The organism is Brevundimonas goettingensis, assembly GCF_017487405.1.
Classification (GTDB): domain Bacteria; phylum Pseudomonadota; class Alphaproteobacteria; order Caulobacterales; family Caulobacteraceae; genus Brevundimonas; species Brevundimonas goettingensis.
This window is the reverse complement of the sequence record NZ_CP062222.1, coordinates 1,926,151-1,944,886: the sequence shown is the minus strand read 5'-3', so window position 1 is coordinate 1,944,886 and position 18,736 is coordinate 1,926,151. Positions and strand designations below refer to the sequence as shown.

Annotated in this window: 22 protein-coding genes; 5 read left to right on the top strand and 17 right to left on the bottom strand. The window is 66.7% G+C overall.

Features of this window, described 5'->3' with window-relative positions:
• Positions 1-53 precede the first annotated feature (53 nt).
• Positions 54-1,358 (top strand): cation:proton antiporter, encoded by a 1,305-nt coding sequence (locus IFJ75_RS09690; protein WP_225897071.1) that lies wholly within the window; start codon positions 54-56, stop codon positions 1,356-1,358.
• On the opposite strand, the gene IFJ75_RS09685 is transcribed toward IFJ75_RS09690, so the two are convergent.
• The 16 genes from IFJ75_RS09685 to folE all read right to left on the bottom strand — a co-directional run bounded on the left by IFJ75_RS09685 (position 1,355) and on the right by folE (position 14,205).
• A protein-coding gene (locus IFJ75_RS09685; RefSeq protein WP_207869564.1) for an IS5 family transposase occupies positions 1,355-2,121 on the bottom strand; the annotation gives its coding sequence in 2 pieces (ribosomal slippage) (positions 1,355-1,797 and positions 1,797-2,121; 768 coding nt in all). The genes IFJ75_RS09690 and IFJ75_RS09685 overlap by 4 nt on opposite strands.
• Positions 2,122-2,324: 203 nt before the next feature.
• Positions 2,325-2,732: an MAPEG family protein gene (locus IFJ75_RS09680; RefSeq protein ID WP_225897070.1), complete on the bottom strand. Its 408-nt coding sequence runs from the start codon at positions 2,730-2,732 to the stop codon at positions 2,325-2,327.
• 20 nt (positions 2,733-2,752) lie between these two features.
• Positions 2,753-4,522 carry a M14 family metallopeptidase gene (locus IFJ75_RS09675; RefSeq protein WP_207932556.1) on the bottom strand — a complete coding sequence of 590 codons (1,770 nt, stop codon included), beginning with the start codon at positions 4,520-4,522 and terminating at the stop codon, positions 2,753-2,755.
• A gap of 119 nt (positions 4,523-4,641) precedes the next feature.
• The gene (locus tag IFJ75_RS09670; RefSeq protein WP_207932353.1) at positions 4,642-5,259 is read right to left on the bottom strand and encodes a hypothetical protein; all 618 of its coding nucleotides are present in this window, start codon (positions 5,257-5,259) and stop codon (positions 4,642-4,644) included.
• Positions 5,256-5,885, bottom strand: coding sequence for a hypothetical protein (locus IFJ75_RS09665; RefSeq protein WP_207932352.1), 630 nt, complete (start codon positions 5,883-5,885; stop codon positions 5,256-5,258). The genes IFJ75_RS09670 and IFJ75_RS09665 overlap by 4 nt, the downstream gene beginning before the upstream one ends.
• Before the next feature lie 145 nt (positions 5,886-6,030).
• Positions 6,031-6,381 carry a hypothetical protein gene (locus IFJ75_RS09660; RefSeq protein WP_207932351.1) on the bottom strand — a complete coding sequence of 117 codons (351 nt, stop codon included), beginning with the start codon at positions 6,379-6,381 and terminating at the stop codon, positions 6,031-6,033.
• Between the two features lie 219 nt (positions 6,382-6,600).
• The gene (locus IFJ75_RS09655) at positions 6,601-8,130 is read right to left on the bottom strand and encodes a UbiD family decarboxylase (protein ID WP_207932350.1); all 1,530 of its coding nucleotides are present in this window, start codon (positions 8,128-8,130) and stop codon (positions 6,601-6,603) included.
• Between the two features lie 274 nt (positions 8,131-8,404).
• Positions 8,405-9,064, bottom strand: a complete 660-nt coding sequence (locus tag IFJ75_RS09650; protein ID WP_207932349.1) for a Pr6Pr family membrane protein — start codon at positions 9,062-9,064, stop codon at positions 8,405-8,407.
• Positions 9,064-9,312 (bottom strand): helix-turn-helix domain-containing protein, encoded by a 249-nt coding sequence (locus IFJ75_RS09645; protein ID WP_207932348.1) that lies wholly within the window; start codon positions 9,310-9,312, stop codon positions 9,064-9,066. Before IFJ75_RS09645 ends, IFJ75_RS09650 begins: the two co-directional genes overlap by 1 nt.
• A gap of 49 nt (positions 9,313-9,361) precedes the next feature.
• Positions 9,362-10,210, bottom strand: a complete 849-nt coding sequence (locus IFJ75_RS09640) for an aldo/keto reductase (protein WP_207932347.1) — start codon at positions 10,208-10,210, stop codon at positions 9,362-9,364.
• Positions 10,211-10,253: 43 nt separating this feature from the next.
• Complete coding sequence (locus IFJ75_RS09635; protein WP_225897069.1) at positions 10,254-11,150, bottom strand: alpha/beta hydrolase family protein; 897 nt, start codon at positions 11,148-11,150, stop codon at positions 10,254-10,256.
• 51 nt (positions 11,151-11,201) lie between these two features.
• On the bottom strand, positions 11,202-11,555 hold the full coding sequence (locus IFJ75_RS09630; protein WP_207932346.1) for an MmcQ/YjbR family DNA-binding protein: 354 nt from the start codon (positions 11,553-11,555) through the stop codon (positions 11,202-11,204).
• Entirely contained in the window at positions 11,552-12,358 is an 807-nt protein-coding gene (locus IFJ75_RS09625) for a hypothetical protein (protein ID WP_207932345.1), read from the bottom strand. Before IFJ75_RS09625 ends, IFJ75_RS09630 begins: the two co-directional genes overlap by 4 nt.
• Before the next feature lie 58 nt (positions 12,359-12,416).
• Positions 12,417-12,833, bottom strand: coding sequence for a biopolymer transporter ExbD (locus tag IFJ75_RS09620; protein ID WP_207932344.1), 417 nt, complete (start codon positions 12,831-12,833; stop codon positions 12,417-12,419).
• Between the two features lie 156 nt (positions 12,834-12,989).
• Positions 12,990-13,439, bottom strand: a complete 450-nt coding sequence (locus IFJ75_RS09615; RefSeq protein ID WP_207932343.1) for a biopolymer transporter ExbD — start codon at positions 13,437-13,439, stop codon at positions 12,990-12,992.
• A 148-nt stretch (positions 13,440-13,587) separates the two neighbouring features.
• A complete protein-coding gene (folE, locus tag IFJ75_RS09610) occupies positions 13,588-14,205 on the bottom strand; it encodes a GTP cyclohydrolase I FolE (protein ID WP_207932342.1) in 618 nt (205 codons plus the stop codon).
• 132 nt (positions 14,206-14,337) lie between these two features.
• On the opposite strand from folE, the gene cysS reads away from it, so the two are divergent.
• Positions 14,338-15,762, top strand: coding sequence for a cysteine--tRNA ligase (gene cysS, locus IFJ75_RS09605; RefSeq protein WP_207932341.1), 1,425 nt, complete (start codon positions 14,338-14,340; stop codon positions 15,760-15,762).
• 78 nt (positions 15,763-15,840) lie between these two features.
• A complete protein-coding gene (locus IFJ75_RS09600) occupies positions 15,841-16,446 on the top strand; it encodes a hypothetical protein (RefSeq protein ID WP_207932340.1) in 606 nt (201 codons plus the stop codon).
• A 3-nt stretch (positions 16,447-16,449) separates the two neighbouring features.
• Here the strand turns inward: IFJ75_RS09600 and IFJ75_RS09595 are convergent, their stop codons facing one another.
• Entirely contained in the window at positions 16,450-16,620 is a 171-nt protein-coding gene (locus IFJ75_RS09595; RefSeq protein ID WP_207932339.1) for a hypothetical protein, read from the bottom strand.
• A gap of 214 nt (positions 16,621-16,834) precedes the next feature.
• On the opposite strand from IFJ75_RS09595, the gene IFJ75_RS09590 reads away from it, so the two are divergent.
• Both IFJ75_RS09590 and IFJ75_RS09585 read left to right on the top strand, forming a co-directional pair.
• Positions 16,835-17,374, top strand: coding sequence for a GNAT family N-acetyltransferase (locus IFJ75_RS09590; protein WP_207932338.1), 540 nt, complete (start codon positions 16,835-16,837; stop codon positions 17,372-17,374).
• 541 nt (positions 17,375-17,915) lie between these two features.
• Positions 17,916-18,653, top strand: a complete 738-nt coding sequence (locus tag IFJ75_RS09585; protein ID WP_207932337.1) for a hypothetical protein — start codon at positions 17,916-17,918, stop codon at positions 18,651-18,653.
• Positions 18,654-18,736: the final 83 nt, after the last annotated feature.

Sequence of the window (18,736 nt, the reverse complement as noted above, 5' to 3'; positions counted from 1 at the left end):
CCCAAATGGACCGGGCCTGAAGGCGCGGCCGACCCTTTGGGAGGAATTTCGAGATGACGCCTGCGCAACTCAGCGTGGCCTTCTTCCTGCAGATGGCTGTGATAATCGGCGCCTGCCGCGCCGTCGGCTGGCTGGTCAAACGCTATTTCGGCCAGCCCCAGGTAGTGGGGGAGATGATCGCCGGGGTGATCCTCGGCCCATCCCTGTTCGGCCTTCTGGCGCCGGATATTCAGGCCTTCATCTTCCCCAAGGACTCGAAAGAGGTCCTGTTCGTCGGCGCCCAGTTCGGCATCGGCCTCTACATGTTCCTCGTCGGCCTCGGCTTCCGCGGCGACCACTTCAAGGCCAATGCGGCCAGCGCGGCGGCCGTCTCCCTGTCGGGCATGGCCGCGCCCTTCCTGATGGCCGCGCTGATCGCGCCCTGGCTGATGAGCCACAACCTGTTCGGCGAGGGCATCAACAGCCTTCAGGCCTGGCTGTTCATGGGCGCGGCCATCTCGATCACCGCCTTCCCCATGCTGGCCCGGATCATTCATGAGCGGGGCCTGAGCAACACGCCGCTGGGAACCATGGCCCTGTCTGCCGGGGCCATCGATGACGCCGGCGCCTGGTGCGTGCTGGCCGTGGTCCTGGCGACCTTTGGCGACGGCGCGCCCGTGGCGATCAAGGCCATCGGCGGCGGCGTGGCCTTCGTCCTGTTCATGCTCGCCGTCGGACCGCGCCTGCTGGCGCCGCTCGCTCGGATGGCCGAGCGCGAACAGCGGGTCAGCCCGACCATCCTGGGCATCGTCCTGATCCTGTTCCTGCTCTGCGCCTTCTTCACCGACGCCATCGGCATCCATGCGGTCTTCGGCGGCTTCATCCTCGGCGCCGTCATGCCGCGCGGAGTGCTGAGCCGCGAGCTCAAGCGCCAGCTGGAGCCCTTCGCCCTGGTGGTGCTGGTGCCGATGTTCTTCGCCTATTCGGGGCTGAACACCCAGCTGACCATGGTCAACAGCCTGGGTCTGGTCGCCATGGCGGCGGTGATCCTGATCGCCTCTGTCGCGGCAAAGGGCGGGGCCTGCTGGGCCGCCGCCCGCGTCACCGGTCAGGATAACGCCACCGCCATGGGCATCGGCGCCCTGATGAACGCCCGGGGCCTGATGGAGCTGATCATCATCAACATCGGCCTGCAGCGCGGCATCATCGGCCCGGCCCTGTTCTCCATGCTGGTGCTGATGGCCATCGTGACCACCCTGATGGCCTCGCCCCTGTTCGAGCTGGTTTATGGCCGCAAGGCCCGCGCCCGCGGCGACCTGGGCGCCCTGAACGAGATGGAAGAGGACGAGCGTCCGGCGGCGGGGGTGGTGACGCCCTAGGTCGTGGACTCATAAGCTCTGAGCCACAGGCGGGTTGAGGCCAGCAGTACGGCGGCGAGGAAGTTGCGGGCCAGTTTGTCGAAGCGTGTGGCGACGCGGCGGAAGTGCTTGAGCTTGCAGAAGTAGCGCTCCACGACGTTGCGCTGTCGATAGATGGCGGGATCGACGGAGCGCTGGACCTTGCGATCCTTCTGGGTCGGGATATGGGCGCAGCCGCCGCGAGAGCGGACCAGATCGATGACGGCCTGTGCGTCGTAACCTCTGTCGGCGACGAGCGCCTTGGCGGGCTTGAGGCCGTAGATCAGTTCCTCGACGGCGGCCTTGTCGGACGCCTGGCCGGCCGAGAGGGTGATCCTGAGCGGCAATCCGTCCTGATCGACCAGGGCGTTGATCTTGGTGCTCAGTCCCCCACGAGATCGGCCGATGGCGTGATCCGGGCCCCCTTTTTTCCACCGGCGGCGTGCTGGTGGGCCCGAATGATCGAACTGTCGATCAGGTGCATCGAACCCGGCGACGCCGCCGACAGCGCCTCGAACACCCGCACCCAGACGCCTGCTTTGGCCCACCGATTGAAGCGATTGTAGACCGTCGTGTGCGGCCCGTAGCGACCCGGCAGGTCACGCCAGGGCGAACCCGTCCTCAGAATGTAGAAGATGCCGTTGATCACCCGACGGTCGTCCACGCGGGCCACGCCGCGGGGCTTGTTCGGAAGCAACGGCTGGATCAGCCGCCACTCCGTTTCGCTCAGATCGTATCGCGCCATCGACGTCTCCTTCCGAAGACCTCGAATCCCTCAGACCTTTATGGGTTCAGAACCTAGGCCCTGTCGCGTGTGACGAGGTTTTACAGTGGCCCGCCGAGGCCGGTGTTAGGTCTGCGCCGTCAGGCGGGTCCGTTCTACGACCGCGGTCGTCTGACGGCGGCCCGGCCTATTTCCCCCTCCGGACCGGGTCGCCACCCCTCATCCTAGAATGAGGAGGCAAAACACCAGATCAGCGCGCCCGCCGCGCCCAGCAGGGGGACATAGGTCAGCAGCATCCCCGCCATCCGCTGCACTGCCGGCGGCTTTCCCTCACGGGTCACGAACATCCCCCAGGCATGCAGGATGCGGCCCAAGAAGAACGACCCGCCGACGGCGTGTATGGTCCAGACCTGAAACCCGCTGAAGGTCATCAGGGCCAGGGCGATCAGGGCGATGGGCATGTATTCGGCGGCGTTGCCGAAGGCGCGGCCGGCGGCGATCACCTCGGCCTTGCCGCCGTCGCCGATCGAGACCTTGTGCCTGCGCCGGCTGGCCGAGGTCAGACCCGACAGGACCAGCAGCAGCAGGATGCAGAGCCCGGTCCACAGACCCGCCGCATGAATGGCGTCCATCACGCTCAGTCCTCCCGTTTCTAGTTTTCCCGCCCGACCGGATACAGCCGGTAGCGCTGATCATAGAAGGGCGTGCGCTCATAGAACCAGCCCAGCCGCGCGTCCGGATCGGCGGCGAAGGCGGGCTCTGCGGCCAGCTTGGCCTCGAACTCGGCCTTCAGGGCAGGGTCGGCGGCCAGCATCTTCTCGGCCATCGGGGCGATGGCGTAGCCCTCGATATATTCTACGCGGTTCAGGATCTCGGGGAACATGCCCCAGGCGAAGAAGCTCTCCGACGACTGCGGCTCGAGCAGAAGCACGACGATGTCGCCCATCGGCTGGTCCGTCGGCACCCGCACCGAGCCGGCCGGGTACGTCCAGTCGTGGCGCTCGGCCTCGACCGTCTTCACCGAGATCGGCACATGGCCCTCATTGGTCCGGCCCGAGACGACCGGGTCCTCCAGTCGCAGCATATCGACCGAGACGGTGCGCGGCGCCGTCAGGGTCTCCATCTGGACCCCGTGCATCTTCAGCCGCTCGATGACGTCCGTCCGATACGACGGGACCCAATAGGCGGTCGGCCGCTTCAGCGTCAGGGTCGGGTGGGAGGCGTAATAGGGCACCTGCCACAGAATCGGATCCGGCTGGCCCAGCCAGCGCAACTCCTTCCCGCCGGAGGCGACGCTGTCGTAGGTTTCGTAGAGAATGCCCTTGAACGCCCGGGTGTAGGACGGCTTGTCGTCGGGGGCGAAATTGGCCGGGATTTCGGCGGGACGCAGGGCCTTGTCCGCCGCGATGGCGGCCTTCAGATCGGCGCCCTTGTCGGCCAGCAGGGTCAGGGCCTCCTCAAGGAAGACATAGGTCCCCAGCACTCGCTGCTCATGCGGCTTCAGGCTGTGGTTCTCGATCAGGATGGTCGGGAGGTGGGCCGCCGAGCCCCAGCCGTTGGAATAGCGCTCGGCCAGGCCGCCGTCGTTCATCCCGGCCTTCGGATTGCGGTCGTCGATGGCGAAGACCAGCTCGCCCGGGATATGGCCCTGTGTCTCCAGCGCCCCATTCATCGCCGGCTTCAGCGTTCCGTCCAGCCAGGCCGAGATGGCCGGCGACCGCGTATAGCCGCCGTTCTCACCGTTGAAGCCGTAGGTGACGTCGTACTGGTAGTCGATGCCGTCGGTGACGTGGATGTCGACATACAGCGTCGGGTCGTACTTCTCGATCAGCCCCATGACCGCTCGCATCTCGGCCTGGTCCAGCTTCATGAAGTCGCGGTTCAGGTTCTGGTTGGTCGCCGTGTGGCGCCAGCCCTGGATGCGCGGCCCGCGCTGGTTCGGACGGCTGTAGGCGCCGGCCCGCTCATGTCCGTCGACCGACAGGATGGGGATCAGGATCAGATTGACCTTGTCCAGCAGCCCGTCCTTGCCGTTGAAGGCGATGTCCCTCAGCAGCATCATCCCGGCGTCCTTGCCGTCGATCTCGCCCGGGTGGATGCCGGCCTGGGCCAGCAGCACCGGCTTGGACGGATCGAAGGTCGCGCCGTCCTTGGAGGCGATCACCGCATAGATCGGCCGCCCCTCCGGCGAGACGCCGAACTGTTCGATGCGGATCAGATCGCTGGCCGCGTCCAGCCGGTCGAACCAGGCGCGGGTGTCGGCGTAGTTGGGGCTGAAGTCATGCGCCGGATCGGCCTCGAAGCCGCTGGCCCATGGATCGGAGGCCGGCCGTAGCAGGGCCTTCGACGCCCCGTTCCATTCCGGCGCGGGCGGCAGGAAGGGCTGATCCCACGGGGCGATGTTGGGAACCGATTGGGCCATGATGGAACTCGGGAACAGGGCCGCGCCGGTCGCGAGAAGGGCGATCAGGGATGCGGCGGACAGACGGGGGAAAAGCATGGCGCGATTGGCCCCTGATCCGCCCCCGATGGCAAGCCTGCTCAGCCCTGCGGCGCCGCCGCTGTCGCCGGCCTGGCCTCCGGAACGGCGCCCATCCCCGCGGGCAGGCAGGCGATGGCCAGATAGATGACCACATGCAGCCCGACCAGGGCCGCGAAAAGCCTCGGCTTCTTCGTCAGGGCGGCGGGGACGATCAGGGCCACATACAGAAGGAACGACCCGGCATAGGCGCCGATGATCATCATGGCGTTGGGACGCGCCAGGATCTGGGCCATCGAGACCAGCAGCATCAGCAGGTTGGCGGCCACCGTCAGCAGCAGCACCACTTTCTTGTTGGCCCAGAAATGCTCATCCAGATCCATCCCGTCGCGGATGCTGTGCGGGAACACCAGCGAGGCCGCGATGAAATAGACCAGGGCGATGGCCAGGCCGACCACCAGCATGCCGTAGCTGAACGGGGCGTCGCGGAACATGTGCCAGGCGGCGTCCCAGAAGGTGGCGATGTCCAGCCCGACGAACAGGGCCAGCAGCAGGGTCAGCCAGCCGATGCGGATCGACTTCCGGTGCTGGATGGCCGTGGCGAACCCCGTGGCGATCACCGCCACCGACAGACCCAGCACCATGCCGTAGAAGCTGAAGAAGAACTCGAACGCGCTCATTTGTCAGCCTCTGGGTTGGCGGGCGCGCGCACCGACCAACCGCCCGTGGCGACCAGGGCCGTGACCGAGCGGCCGATGTTGTAGCTGTGATAGGCCAGCAGGATGACCAGGGCCGCGATCACCACCTTCTTGCTGCGCGCGATGGCGGCGACCAGGGTCAGGACGGTGAACAGGGCCAGGCCCCACAGCAGCGACGGTCTGATCGCGGCGGCGAACTCGCCGGTGGCGTTGGTCACGACCATGAACAGGGTCGCCATGATCAGATTGGCGCTCAGTACGCACAGCAGGACGATCCGGCGCTGGCTCCAGAAATGGTCGTCCATCGACTGGCCGGGCTCCAGCTTGCGCGGGAAGGTCAGGGTCGCCGCGACATAGAAGATCCCGGCTACGAACAGACCCAGGATCAGCAGGGCGAAGCTGTAGGGGGCGAACCTCAGGATCACCCAGGCCTGGTTCCAGAAGGTGGCGATGTCGATGGCGACGAAGATCGCCAGCATCGGCGTCAGCAGGCCGAACCGGATGTCCTTCCTCTGGTGCAGCAGCCGGGTGAAGCCGCCCACCAGCTCGGCCGCCGAAAAGCCCAGCAGCAGGCCGTAGAAGCTGAAGAAGAACTCGAACGCGTCCATGCGACCCCCATCTGAACGAGCTTCACCTTATGCGGGCGGTGCGATTTCGTCACCCGCGAGCGGTTCAAACGCGCAGGGGCTGAACGACGACGGCCGGCCCCTTTCGGGACCGGCCGCGGAATCATCGGCAAAGAAGCGCCTGGCCTCAGTTGGTGTCGCGGCGCGCGCGCTTGGCTTCCAGGCGGTCGATCACGGTCTGGGCCTCGGCCATTTCGGTGCGGTGGGCGGTGATCTGGGCGGTTTGTTCCGGGGTCAGGCCGCCGGCGGTCTGGCCCGCGGTCTCGATGGCTTCGATCTGCTGCTGCAGGTTGGCGACCTGGTCCTGGGCGGCATAGAGGCGGTCTTCCTCGCGCTCGCTCAGGGCCGGGCGGGCCCGGCGGGCGGCCGAGCGCGCGGCGCCCCGTCCAGCCATGACCTGGGCGTCAGCGGTCGTCGGCAGAACCACGGCGGGCGTCGCGGTGGTGAAGACGAGGGCGGCGATCAGGGCGGCTTTCATTTGGGACTCCGGCGGATGACGAATTGGGACGATAATACGACATTAAAAATCCGTCACGTCAAAACTGGTGCGGTGCAACACGATTTATGCGGTGCGGTATGGGCGAGTGGGGCTCGCGCGCCAAAATCTTTCGCCGGCTCAATCAAATAGCGACTTCTGGCCGAGAACGCGGGTCTCCAATCATCGCCCGAACCCGTGCCTCGCGGGCACGGCCGACGGCTATTTCCAGATCGGCGTCCCGTCGCCGGGGAGGCCCAGCCGGTCCCACAGGGCGTTGACCCGCTCCACGACCTCTTCGTCCATGCGGATTTCCTCGCCCCATTCGCGCTTGGTCTCGGGCGGCCATTTGTCGGTGGCGTCCAGGCCGATCTTGGAGCCCAGGCCGCTCTCGGGGCTGGCGAAGTCGAGGTAGTCGATGGGGGTGGATTCGATGACGGTGATGTCGCGCGCCGGGTCCATCTTGGTCGAGATGGCCCACATGACGTCCTTCCAGTCGCGGGCGTCGATGTCGTCGTCCACGACGATGACCCACTTGGTGTACATGAACTGCCGCAGATAGCTCCAGACGCCCAGCATCACCCGCTTGGCGTGGCCCGGATAGGCCTTCTTCATCGACACCACGGCGATCCGGTAGGAACAGCCCTCGGGCGGCAGCCAGAAGTCGGTGATCTCCGGGAACTGGGCGCGAAGCAGCGGAATGAACACCTCGTTCAACGCCTCGCCCAGCACCGAGGGCTCGTCCGGCGGGCGGCCGGTGAAGGTGGTCAGATAGATCGGGTCCTTGCGCATGGTGATGGCGCTGACCTTGAAGACCGGGAATTTCTCGACCGAGTTGTAGTAGCCCGTGTGGTCGCCGTAGGGGCCTTCGTCCTCGTGCTCGTCCAGCAGGACGTGGCCTTCCAGCACGATCTCGGCGTTTGCCGGCACCATCAGGGGCACCGTCTTGCAGGGAACCAGCTCGGCCTTCTGCCCGCGCAGCAGGCCGGCGAACTGATATTCCGACAGGGTGTCCGGCACCGGCGTCACCGCCGCCAGAATGGTCCCCGGATCGGCGCCCAGAACGACGGCGCAGGGCAGGGGCTCGCGCTTCCCGGCCTTCTTGTGCCGCTGATAGTGCTGGGCCCCTCCGCGGTGGGCCAGCCAGCGCATGATGGCCTTGTCCTTGCCCAGCACCTGCATCCGGTAGATGCCCAGGTTGAAGTCGTCCTCGGCGCTGTCCGACGGCCCCCTGGTCACCACCAGCCCCCAGGTGATCAGCGGCGCCGGTTCGCCGGGCCAGCAGCCCTGGACGGGCAGGGCGGTCAGGTCGATCTGGTCGCCCTTCAGCACCACCTGCTGCACCGGCGCGGTCTTCACGACCTTGGGCCGCATCGACATCACCGTCTGCGCCAGGGGCAGCATCTCCATCGCGTCGTCCAGACCGCGCGGCGGCGTCGGATTCCTCAGGAAGGCCAGCAACTCCCCGACCTCGCGCAGCTCCTTTGCCGTCGTGCGGGTCTTCTTCTCCATGGTCACGCCCATGGCGACCCGCTTCACCGTGCCGAAGAGATTGGCCAGGGCCGGGATCGGGCTGATCGAGCCGTCGGGCATCACCGGCTTTTCGAACAGCACCGCCGGGCCGCCGTTGCGCAGCAGCCGTGTCTGGATCTCGGTCATCTCCAGATGGGTGGAGACAGGCTCCAACACCCGCACCAGCTCCCCCTCGGCCTCCAGCATGGCCATGAAGTCGCGCAGGGATTTGTAGGCCATCGAAAGCTCCGGATTCTCAGCCCCCGCTTAGAACAGTTTGCGGCGGGACGGTATGGCCGCCACGTCCGGCCCCGGCATGTTCCGATTTTACAGTCGTTTACTCGGGGTTCGGTGACCGCCGGTCTATGGCTTCCTCCAGCAACCGGAGGCGCGGCGCCATGACGAAGACGAACAGGACGGTCTGGATCCGCGTCGGCGTTCCGCTGGCCTTCATCGCATCGGGACTGGCGTGGTGGGCGATCATCGATCTTGCCCGCGCCCTGCTGACGGCGAGCTAGATCGAAACCTCAGGCCGGTTCTTGCGGCCCAGTGTCCTGTCGAGCCCCACAATCGCCAGACCGACGATCAGGAAAAAGATCAGCAGGCCGGTGAAGGTCGCGATCGCTTTCAGACCCAGCGCATCGACGTTCAGGAAACCGTAGGGCCACCAGTGGCTGATGAAGCCGTGGATCAGGGTCCAGACGCCATACACGGTCGGCACGCTTAGCCACCTTACCGGATCGATCCACATCAGCCGCCCCTTGGGGGTGAACAGGATCCAGTCGGCGAGAAAGGCCGCCGGCATGACGTAGTGCAGCAGGATGTTGACGAACATCAGCCAGCCCTGCGGGTTCCAGAACGGCGCCAGCAGGAAATGGTACACCAGCCCGACGACCACGGCGTAGAGGGTCACCATGGCCCGGATGCTCTCCGAGGCCGCCCAACGGCCCGCCCGCGTCCCGTCCGCGACGACCGGCAGGGTCAGCGCCAGGGCCATCATCAGATTGGTCCAGATGGTGAAGAAGCTGAAGTAGTTCACCACCCGCGCGGCGGCTTCAGCCGGCGCATGGCCCGCGACCATCAGAACGAACTGGGTGATCAGGGCGAACCAGCCGACCGCCGCAAAGACGATCCGCCAGAGTGTCGCCACGCCGCCCCCGAACCGATCCGCCATCAATAGGCCGGCGTATCCGAGACCAGGGCCCAGATCGGCAGCCTCAGCGCCCGGGTGGCGGCTTCCAGCTGGCTGCTGTCAAGGCGGCTGCGCCCGGCCTCGACCCGACGGATGACATCAGGGCTGGCGTGAATGGCCGCGGCCAGGGCCTCGATCTCGACGCCCCGTTCTTCCCGCCATCGTTTCAGCCGTCGTCCCGCCGACTGATAGCGGGGTTCGACCTCGGGAAACTCCAGCACGACGCCCATCTCGGACCTCCTCAGGCGACTTCCTCAGCGCGCCTTCTTGGGGGCGCGTTCAGCCAGTCTGATCCCATTTGAAGTCGGGGTCCAGCCAGTCGCCCAGGCGCCCGTCGGGCCGGGCCAGGGCGTGGATCTGCGCCATTTCGTCGTCCGACAGCTCGAAGTCGAAGATGTCGAAGCTCTCCTCGGCTCTGGAGACCTTGGTCGTGCGCGGTATGGCGATGACGTCCTGCTGGATCAGCCAGCGCAGGGTCACCTGGCCGGCGGACTTGCCGTGGGCGCGGCCGATGGCGTTGATCACCGGATCGTCGGCGATCTTGCCCTGGGCCAGGGGCGACCACGCGGTGATCGAGGAGCCCAGTTCGTCCGCCGCCTTCAGTAGGGGGCGGAGATCCAGATAGGGATGGTACTCGACCTGGTTGGTCACCAGCTTGGCCTTCGACAGTCCCTGCGCCTGACGGAACTCGGCCGAGGGGAAGTTGGACAGGCCGATCGACCGGGTCAGGCCCTGATCCTTGGCCGCGTTCAGGGCTCCAAGCGTCTCGGCGAAGCTCGGCGTCTTCTTGGGCCAGTGCAGCAGCAGGAGGTCTGGGGTAAAGCCCAGGCTGGCCGCCGATTCCTTCGCTTGGGCGAGCAGGTCGTCGTGATGGAAGTGGGCGACCCAGATCTTGGTCGTCAGCCAGACCTCGTCACGGGTCACATGGCCGGCCTCGATGGCGTCGCGGATGCCGTCGCCGACCGCCGCCTCGTTCTTGTAGATCCAGGCCGTGTCGATGTGGCGATAGCCGATGCGCAGGGCCTCGGCGACCATCCGCCGCGCGTCCTCGGGCTCCAGCATCCAGGTGCCGAAGCCCAGCAGGGGAATGGACAGGCCGTCGACTTCGATATGGGGCTGTTCGGTCATGGCGCGCCTGTGATGCTGCAAAGGTGACCGCCTACCTATGCCCTCAGGCGGCGGGCGCAACCAGATCGGCGAAAATCTCGTCCCACAGCGGCTCCATCCCGGCCCGGAACGCCCCCTCGTGCCCGATGCGTCTGACGCCCTGATCGGCCGGGGTCCGCACCTCGATGGTCTTCGGCGCATTGGGGTAGACCCTCAGCAGCCGCTCGGCCGTCACCGGTGTCGCGATCGGATCGTCGGTGAAGATCCAGGAGGTGATCGGCGCCGTCACCTCGGCGAAGGCGTTGGGCCGCAGCCGGTCGCCCAGCTCGTCCTCGAAATATTCCGGCTTCAGGCACCAGCGCTTCCAGGTCTCGAACACCCCGCGCGGCAGGTCTGTCCCGGCCCACAGGCCGCCGCCCTTCACATAGCCGTGCCGCCTCAGGCTCACCGGCCCGAAGCCGTGCCAGAAGAACAGCTCCAGCGGATTGTAGCTGCGGTGGTGCAGGCCCCAATAGCCGACGCCCACGCTGACGAAGGCGTGCCGGGCGATGCGGTCGTGATTGGGCATGAAGCCGACGAAATGGCCGCCGACGCTGTGGCCCACATGCAGGATCGGCCGGCCCTGCGCGGCCTCGGCCAGCGCCTCGACCGCCGCCGGCATGTCCCAGCGTCCCCAGTCGGGATAGTCCATGACCATGGCGGCCAGATCGTCCGGCCGAGATCCGGCGATGCCCCGGAAATCATAGGTCAGGACCGCCGCCCCCCTGGCCGCCAGATGGCGCGCGAACCGCTCGTAGAACCGCTTGGGAAAGCCGGTGCCCGAGGACACCAGCACCGCATGCCTCGGCTCCGGATGGGCGATCAGCCGCATCGACAGCGGATAGCCGTCGGCCGCCGCATGGACGAAGTCGCGGGTCGTCAGCTCAGGGCCGGTCGCTGGGGAGGAGGGGGAATCGGTCACGCGGTCAGTCCTGTTTCAGGACGGACGATGACAGCTTGCCGCGGCGTCAGGTCAAGCCTCTCCCGGAAGGCGCGGATGCGCCTTCGACAGGCTCCGCGGCGCCTGCTTCCGCCAGCGCCGCGCCAGCATCACCTTCAGCCATTCCGGACCGACCGTGGCGATCCGCGCCAGCACCAGCGGGTGGTCCTTGTAGTGGTCGGTGAAGTGGAATGTGGCCGGGTCCATCTCGATCAGCAGCTCGCGCTCGTCGAGACTGTCCAGATGGACCACGATGCTGTCGTCCAGCTGCGGCCGGACCCAGGTCAGGAACTTGCCCGCGACCTTGAACGACGGCTCGCCATAGGAGGTCCCGTCCTCCACTCCCGGCAGGGCGAACAGCAGGGCGCGGAGTTCGGCGTGGGTCACGGCGCGACCGATCGGGCGGGAGGGGAGGCGGTGGTCGGGCCCAGCGCCAGCAGCCCGTCCCAGCCGCCGCCGTCCTGAGGCTCCAGAATGACTCCGCGTCGCGCGGGATCGAAGTCGCCCTGTCCCAGATCGGAATCACCGCAAGGATTATCGCCGAAACACGCCCAGGTCCGACCGCCTTGCGAGGCGACCCTCAGAGAGACCACGACCTTGGGGTTCAGATGCCCGGCCGCGAACAGGAAGCCGTAACGCGCGGGCGCGGTCTTGCGGGCGTGATAGGAGCCGCCCAGCGCCAGCACCAGGGCGTCGGGGCGGGCATAGGCGGCCTCGGCCAGCAGTCCCGCCATCTCGATCTCATAGAAGGACTGGTCGAAGCCTTCGGGCCGCTGCGCGCTCGGCTGATAGGCCCTCAGCGTCAGATCGCGCCCGGCGGCCTTCAGCGCCCGGACCCGCTCCAGCATCGCGAACATGGCGGCGCTGGACCGGCCGTCGGCCCGGGCCGGGTCCCAGTATGGAAGGGTGAGCAGTCGCGTCCGCGCCGCCTCGCCGCCGTCCGAGGCCATGAAGGCGTCGAGCTCCGGCTGCATCGTTTCGGGCAGTTCCAACGCCACGACCACCGGCCGGGCGGCGCTCGCCTCGCAAACCATCTCTGCAAAGGCGGCGGGGGTTTCGGCCGTGCCGTGCATCTCCCCGACGAAGCCGAACCGCGTCTCTGGCCTGGCCCACAGCAGGGCGGCGTCCGGAGGTGGTGCGCACACCGGTGATTGGGCCAACGAAAGCGCCGCCATCAAAGCTGGAATCATTCGCCCCTCCCGATCTCAGGTTGCGACCGTCGATCAGGGAAGGGGCGAAATATGGGCCTTATTCGATGTCCTCGTTCAGCAGCCCGACCTTCTCGAAGCCGTGGGCGTGCAGGTCGTTCATCACCGCCATGAAGCTGCGATAGGAGGTCTCGGCCTGACCGCGCACGAAGACCCGTTCGTTCTGGCAAGCGCCGCCACCCAGGGCCTCGCAGACGTCGGCCGTCAGGCTTTCCATGGAAGAGGCCTTGTCGCCCACGAAGATGTCGCCGGAGGCCTGGACGGTGACATAGACCGGATCTTTCGTGGCGACGAACTCCGTAGTCGGCGGGGGCAGGTCGAGCTTGAGCGACACGGTCGCCAGCGGCGCCGAGACCATGAAGATGATCAGCAGCACCAGCATGATGTCCACGAACGGCGTGACGTTGATGTCGGCGTTTTGTTCAGCGGCCCTCGGAGCCTGAAAACGCATAGCCATGACGATCTCCTCCCTGTTTGGCGAAACACAGTTCCGCTTGAGGATGTGGAGCCGACATTCGGGCAAAGAAAAGGCCGGGTTCGACCCGGCCGCCAGGCAAAGAAAAGGCCGCGTCCCGGAGGGCGCGGCCTTGGTCTTCAGGAATGGGGACGAACCCTATTCGATGTCTTCGTTCAGCAGGCCGACCTTGAAGAAGCCGTTCTTCTGCAGATCGTTCATGACTTCCATGAACTGGTTGTACTTCACTTCCGGCTGGGCGCGGATGAAGACGCGCTCTTCCTGGCAGCCCTGGCCGGTGGGGTTGCCCACGGCGGCGCACACGTCGTTGGCCAGGGTTTCGATGGTGGTCTGTTTGTCGGCGATGAAGATCGAGCCCGATTCCTGAATGGAGATATAGGTCGGCTCTTTCTGCTGTTCCTGGTTGACCGGCGGGGTGGCCGGCGGCAGGTCCAGCTTGATCGACACGGTGGCCAGCGGGGCAGAGACCATGAAGATGATCAGCAGCACCAGCATGATGTCGACGAACGGCGTGACGTTGATGTCCGAGTTCTGTTGGATCGTCTTGCCGCCCGAGGCGCCGACGGGGCCCGAAACTTTGCCAGCCATACTTACTTGTCTCCGTCGAGGCCCGCCGCGCGGCGGACTGCGGTTGAATGTTCAGACCGGTGTCTTGGCGTCCCCGGCGTCGCTTGTAAAGCGGTCTCGACGCTCCGACGGTTCCCTCGCGTCGCTTTTCGCCTGCGAGGCGAGGAACCTAGCCCCGAGCCAGTTTCAGGAAGCGCTCAACCAATGCCGGATCGGACTTGAACGCGCCGGTGAAGCGGGTCGTCACGGTTGAGACGTGGCGGTGATGCACCCCACGGGTGGTCATGCACTGGTGCTCGGCGTCCACCAGCACCGCGACGCCCTTGGGCGACAGATGCGATTCGATGGCCTCGATGATGTCGTTGGTCAGGGTTTCCTGGTTCTGCAGCCGCTTGGCGAAGATCTCGACCACCCGCGCCAGCTTGGAGATGCCGACCACCTTCTCACCCGGCATATAGGCGACATAGGCCTTGCCGATGAACGGGGCCATATGGTGCTCGCAGTGGCTCTCGACCTCGATCTGGCGCAGCACGACCATGTCGTCATAGCCGGTCACGTCCTCGAAGGTGCGCGACAGCTCCTTGGCCGGATCGGCGTCATAGCCTTCGAACCATTCGGAATAGGCGTCCACTACCCGCTTGGGCGTATCGACCAGACCGGGGCGGGTCGGATCGTCGCCGGCCCAGGCGATCAGGGTCCGCACAGCCTCAAGCGCCTGCTCGCGGCTGGGCCGGATCACTTGGTCGTTCCCCGGAACGAGGACGGGTTTGGTGGGCGTGGAACTCATGAAATCGGTCTCAAACGAACGGGGCGGCGACGAAGACGGCTTCATTCGCCTTCGGACACTGTTTAACAGCTTCGCGGCTATATGGGACGTTCAGTCCGTACTGCAAGAAAACCATCAAGGCCGCCCTTCACGATGACGCTCTCACTCTACGACACCCTGCACCGCGAAAAGCGGGTGTTCACGCCGCGGAACTCCGAGCGCGTCACCCTCTATGTGTGCGGCCCGACGGTCTATGACTTCGCCCACATCGGCAACGCCCGCCCGCCGGTGGTGTTCGACGTGCTTACGCGACTTCTGCGCCGGGAATACGGCGCCGACCACGTCATCTACGCCCGCAACGTCACCGACGTAGACGACAAGATCAATCAGAAGGCCTTCAAGGAAGGCGTCGAGATCGGCGAGGTCACGGCCCGCTACGAGGCCGCCTATCTGGCCGACATGGCCGCGCTGAACGTCACTCCGCCGGACCTGACGCCCCACGTCACCGACCATATGGACGCCATCGTCGCCCAGATCGGCCAGATCATCGACGCCGGCTGCGCCTATGCGGCCGAGGGCCACGTGCTGTTCGACGTCTCGGCCTATCCGGCCTATGGCGCCCTGTCGGGCCGCAATCTGGACGACATGATCGCCGGCGCCCGTGTCGAGGTCGCCCCCTACAAGAAGAACGCCCACGACTTCGTCCTGTGGAAGCCGTCCAAGGAGAACGAGCCCAGCTGGCCGTCGCCCTGGGGCGCGGGCCGCCCCGGCTGGCACATCGAATGCTCGGCCATGATCGAGGAGACGCTCGGCCTGCCGATCGACATCCACGGCGGCGGCATCGACCTGGTCTTCCCGCACCATGAGAACGAGATCGCGCAAGGCGTCTGCGCCCACGGCCACGCCCACGCCGACAAGGCTCCGGCCGAATACAGCCGCTACTGGATGCACAACGGCTTCCTGACCGTCGACGCCGAGAAGATGTCCAAGTCGATCGGCAACGTCCTGCTGCTGCACGACCTTGTCCAGCACGTCCCGGGCGAGGTGGTCCGCTGGGCCCTGCTGTCGGCCCACTACCGCCAGCCGCTCGACTGGAACCAGTCGCTGCTCGACCAGTCGAAGAAGAACCTCGACCGGCTGTACGGCGCCCTGCGTCGCGCCGCTGACGTCGAGGCGCCAAATCGCGAAGAGGGGGGCGACGCCCCCGCCGCCGAGTTCCTCGAGGCTATCTCCGACGACCTCAATACTCCCGGCGCCATGTCGAAACTCTTCGCCCTGTCGAGCGAGATCGAGCGCGCCATGACTGCCGGCGACCTGCACGCCGTCGCTATCGCCAAGGCCGAACTGCTGGCCTCGGGCGCCATCCTCGGCGTCCTGCTATCCAGCCCGGACCAGTGGTTCGAGGGCGGCGCCGACGACGCTCTCAAGACCGAGGTCGAGGCCCTGCTGGCCGAACGCGTCACCGCCCGCGCCGCCAAGGACTGGCCCGCCGCCGACCGCATCCGCGACCGCCTGACCGAACTCAACGTCGTCGTCATGGACGGCCCCACCGGAGCGACCTGGCGGTTGAGGGACTAATCCTCTCTCGCCAAGGGGGGGCGCCTGCCACCTTGCGGGGTGGAGGGAACACGGCAGGGCGCGGGCCGTTCAGGCGGCATGAAAGCTCCGAGCTCGCGCACCGCGCCCGCCTTCGCCGCCTTTTCCCTGATCGCCCTGCTGGCCGCTTGCGGTCCGGCGCCTGAGAAGGCTTCGGAACACGCGGTCCCGGCTGCGACGGCGTCCGCGCCCACGCCAGCCCCGACCCCGCCCGCCGCCACGCCGGGCGCGCCCACCAAGGTCATCGGTCTCGAGGGGCTCGGCGATCTGAAGCTCGGCCAGCCCGTCCCCGCGGGCGGAACCTGGGCCGAGCGCGGGGCGCAAACGAGCGACGCCTGCCGCACCGTGACCTCGCCCGACTATCCGGGCGTCTACGCCATCGTCACCGAGGGCAAGGTCCAGCGCATCACCGTCGGCCAGCGCTCGGACGTGAAACTGGTCGAGGGCGTCGGCGTCGGCTCGCCCGAGAAGGATGTGAAGAGCTGGTTCGGCGGCTTCCGCGAGGAGCCCCACAAATATCAGGATGCCCCCGCCAAATATCTGACCGCCCCCAATGCCGCCAGCGGCGACCCGGCGGTCCGGTTCGAGATCGGCTCCGACGGCAAGGTCAGCCTGACCCATGTCGGCATGATGCCGGTGCTGGGCTATGTCGAGGGCTGCAGCTAGGGCTCAGGCGCCCATCCGTTCGCAGGTCTCCAAGAACTGCCGAAACCGCAAGGCCTGTTCGCGGTCGGAGATCTGCACCGCCTGAAACAGGGCCAGGTGAGGCACGCCCTCGGCGTTCAGCCAGTCCAGCGCACGGCGGCGTTCGGCGGCGTCTCGGGGGAGGGGAATGAGCATTTCTCCTCCTAACGGGCGTCGCCGGCGCCAATTGTAAAACGTTGTGAAATCAACGCGAATCCAGATGCCGAACCCCCGGCGTGGTGGCATTCAGGCGTGGGGCGGGCCTGACAACCGCCCCATGACCGGCCCGGCGATTAACACCAGTCAACCCGTCGGGCCGGTCAACTTTCCCGCCATTGCCAGCCGGATGCGACGTCCGCATTTTGGGCCGATGCGAGCCCCCGATACCTTCCAGACCGACCGCCTGACCCTGCGGCCCGTCACCCGGGCGGACGCAGCCGACGTCTTCGCCTATGCGGGTGAAGCCGCGCCGACGCGTTTCATGCCCTTCGTGCGCCAGCGCGACCCCGCCGAGAGCCTTGCCTTCTGCATCCGTTGCGAAGAGGCCCGGGTCTCGGGCGCCGCCTTCCCCTGGGCGCTGATCGAACAAGCGACCGGCGCTTTTCTGGGGGTGATCGAGCTGAGGCTGAGCCCGCCCAAGGCCGACTTCGGCTATATCCTCAAGGAAGACGCATGGGGCAGGGGTTTCGCCTCCGAAGCCGCCTCCGCCGTCGTCGGCTGGGCCATCGACCAGCCGGACATCCACCGCGTCTGGGCGACCTGCGATCCCGACAACGCCGCCTCCGCCGCCGTTCTGAAGAAGGCGAGTCTGAGTTATGAGGCGACTCTCGCCAACTGGGAGGCCCGCCCCCAGCTCGGCGAAGCGGCGGGCCATAGCTGCGTCTACGCCCTGACGAAGTCCGTCGCCTGACCCCACCCATCCCGCTCATCCCGGCGAATGCCGGGATCCAGATTCACATGCGGCGTCTGAGGTGTCGCACGGCCCGGACTTTGCGGCGGGCGCCGGGTCTGCATCTGGATCCCGGCATTCGCCGGGATGAGCGTTGAGGGGGAGTTCGCATACCCAGCCGTGTCGCCGCCCACGAAATCAGCCACTTGCGTCAATCCCGCCCCAATCGGCTCAGCACGCCTCCGGGACCGGTTAGACTGCGCGTCCGGTCTTTGACATCGCCAGCCCCCGTCGCCAGCCCCCGTCGCCAGCCCCCGTCGCCAGCCCCGTCGCCAGCCCCCGTCGCCAGCCATCGTCCGCGCCCGCCTGCACCCGAGCGCAAACTGAGTGCAACGACAGTCGCCAGAAAATACGACACCGTTTCAACGATCTGCCAGCTATTCCTCCGTCGCCGTCTCACCGATTGCACGTTTTGCACCCGCTTTTTCGAGTGCAAAGGCGGCGGGAACGGGCATTGTCCGGTGACGGGCAGGACGCCGGGTGTGTTTGGACAGGAGGGGCCATGCCGGGACGTCTTTTCGGAATAGCGACCGCCGCTCTCCTGGCCCTGGGTCTGCAGGGCTGTTTCACCGCCATGTACCTCTCGGATCGGCCGTCCGGGGCGGTTCTGGATGAGATGAAGCGACGTTGCGCCGAGGACGCCGGCCTCCACTGGTACGGCCCCCGGCCCGAGGGGGTGGATCTCTGGCTGCCCGGCCAGATGTCGCGGGATCCCGCCGATGACCCCCAACGCACCTCGCTCAGCCCCTATGACGTCAATTATGAGGACACGAGCTTCTTCGACGCCGGAATGGCGGGGGCGCTCTACATCCAGATGCGGCCGGGCTCTGGCGTCTTTGGTCCCGGGCGCGGCGATCCGCCAGGCATCTACCGGTTTCGTATGCTCGAGGCCGGGGATCCCGGTTGCGCCCGCTGGATCGCGTACCAGGCGTCTCGCGCCGCGCCCGGCGAACGGCCGTACAGTCGACCGGACGGAAAATGCGTCACATGGGACAGGGTCGAGGGGGTCGATGAGACCATCAAGGCCCATACCTTCATCCGTTTCAGCGACGGTCCCGCCGCGGAGAGGGGGCTGTATCGGGACGGGCAGGTGTTGATCGTCAATGGCCGGGAGCGGGCGCGCTTCACCGCCTACTGGGCGATCAATCCGCGCGGCGCGGCGGAGCGGCGAAGCCAATGGGGCATCAAGGCCTGCCAGTATGCCGACTACGGCATCCTCGGGTCCGCGTCTCCGGAGTAACCAAAGGCGGCCGTTGTTTCCTGATTTCCAGGACTTGAGGCAGAGTCCTGAGGTCCGGTCTCACCGATTGCACCTTTTGCACC